At 35.6% G+C, this 2,437-nt stretch carries 1 protein-coding gene; it reads right to left on the reverse strand.

Annotated features, from left to right (window positions below):
• Positions 1-66: 66 nt before the first annotated feature.
• Entirely contained in the window at positions 67-2,034 is a 1,968-nt protein-coding gene (locus AEA42_RS11895) for an ATP-binding protein (RefSeq protein WP_197278437.1), read from the reverse strand.
• Between the last annotated feature and the right edge of the window lie 403 nt (positions 2,035-2,437).

Here is a 2,437-nt window from a genome sequence, read left to right on the forward strand (position 1 = left end):
GTCGAGGTTACGGATAGAGATAGCGGGAGCGGCCATGATGAATTACCTGCAAAAGAGAGTAATAGATCAGAATGACCGATCGCCGTCAAGTTTTTTAAATCGAAAATTAGGTGCGGAATGACGGATATATACTACCTCTTCAGCAACGTTATCGTCATTTCGAGTAGTTCCTTTTGTTAACAACCCTTCATCTATCAATGCATTAAGAAAAGTTCTATCGTTAACATAGTCTTGAACAATGGACTGGACGGCAACATGCGCCTCTTTAAGAGGTATACTCTTAGCCCCCGAGTTCACCTTAAGCTTGATTAGTTCATTTAATGCATCATTAACCAATGGAAAGCTGGCATCGAAACTGTACTTTTTAGGTGAGGCCAGTGACTTGTTGACACCCGCAATAAAAAAACTAAGAATTTTAGAAATCCCATGAAAACCCACTGGAACTTTACTTAATCCACTTTTCTTAACTCCTTCGCATAGTAACTTCAAAAATAACGGATTTTTGAATTCTGGGTTTAAGTTAGGTGAAGATGGCCTCTCTATATTGTAATTATCATAGAATAAATTAACAGCTTCCAGCTCAACGTTCTTAAAACCAATATGCTCATGAACTTCAAAATTATTGCGTGATACATTCTCATCAGAAATAGTAATATTTTTATACGTTGACCTAACTGACATTATTAAACCAAGCCAATCATGTTTTTTAACTTCTTCTACAAAACTATTTATATTGTCATCCCAAAACTTATTTCCGCTCCCTTCATTGATCGCATCAATGAATATCAAAAACCTTTTATTGGTTTTTTTAGCATATAAATCAAGCTTTTCTAAAAAATCATTGGATGTAGTATCAACCTGTAACCTTTTAAAAATTTGTACCCAAGGAGATTCATTAGAAGTGAGCTGTTGTCCCAATAAGAAAAGAGATGGAAAACCAGATTTAATCCTTGTTTCAATAACATCGGCAAGTAAGTGAGACTTTCCGATGCCAGCTTCCCCTTCAAGAAGCAAAAATGGGTTATTTGACAATTTTACTGTTATGGAGTTTAAGAAATTACTTAACTTGTTACACTCATAATCAAAATCTCTAAGCTCCCTTAAAATTGATGAGTACTTGTCACTGTAATCATTGTACCCTCCGGCTGCGTTTGCTTCTTCACGCAGTTTCCACAGCACCGATTCAGATTCTAATACTGCATTGTTGCAGTAGGTAATACTCTTACAAAACTCATCTGTTGGTATTTTATTTAACTTAGAAAAATCAATCTCTCTATATAAAGTTATGATATCAGTTAGAGATTTAGATATTAGAGATAGCTGCGAGGATATTTCATCACACGTACGGAGCTTTTTTCCTTTAATCAAAAAACTATCTATATGTGAATAAAAGAGTTCTGAAAAGTTCTGAGTCCTTCCAAGACCCTCAAAGATCTTTGCTATTTCTAGCTTTAAGTTTAATTCAGGTGTGTATCGTCCACCTAAATCAGCTATTGCCTGTCTGTTTTTCTCATTTAACCAATCATCACTTAAGTGAAACGTGAGCTTCTCGTCTATAGAGCGTAATAGAAGTTTAATTTGAATAAGCTCTTCATTGATATCGAATATCTTTTCCTTATAAGTATCTTCGATATGGAGCTTTTTTAACGTTGTACACTTGTTTATTTTAAGCGCTAGAATCGCATAAAAACGTTCAAGTTGTTTTTTAGTTGGGGGAAGCACACTAGGATAATCACTAAACTTATTCACTACCTCAGCTTTATCAGGAAACTCTTGAAATAAAGTATATTCGTTTAGCACGTCAAATAATGGCTGAGATTGATAGAAAGGAACCTTGTCTAAATCTGTTGGATATTCAACTTCAAACTCTGAAGCAGTTTCCTCGATAAGTTGATAGAGCCTGTCTACATATCTTTGTTTTGGAAAAAGCTTCTTTTGAAACCAGCCATACCCCTCCTGGGATATAAATTGGTCTACAAACTTGACAGCAACGTAGTATGACGCCCCGCCAATTGCCAATGTAATTGGTTCCATTTTTATCTCCCCTTAAATGCTAACAAATTATACCGCCATCATAAAAACGGACTATTTCAAATAGGTACCTGTTCTGACTTTACAAAAGTAAAAATCTCAATAGGCTACTGTTTTTAAAGTGAATAGACTAGCAATATGCTGATGTTTGCACAACTAGAGTAAGTGTGAAACCATAGAATCTTGGCACTTTAATTCAATCGTCCCTAGTCCAGATATCTCATAAATTATGTTATGCAAAATTGTGAAAAAAAGGCATCAATGGATCAATTGCTCTAACCGTCATTCCGCACCTAATTTTCGATTTAAAAAACTTGACGGCGATCGGTCATTCTGATCTATTACTCTCTTTTGCAGGTAATTCATCATGGCCGCTCCCGCTATCTCTATCCGTAACCTCGACCAC

The sequence above is a fragment of the Shewanella sp. Sh95 genome, from assembly GCF_001308045.1.
GTDB lineage: Bacteria > Pseudomonadota > Gammaproteobacteria > Enterobacterales > Shewanellaceae > Shewanella > Shewanella xiamenensis.

Coding starts and splice junctions, on each gene's coding strand:
- AEA42_RS11895 (WP_197278437.1), bottom strand. CDS start 2,034: ATGGAACCAATTACATTGGCAATTGGCGGGGCGTCATACTACGTTGCT.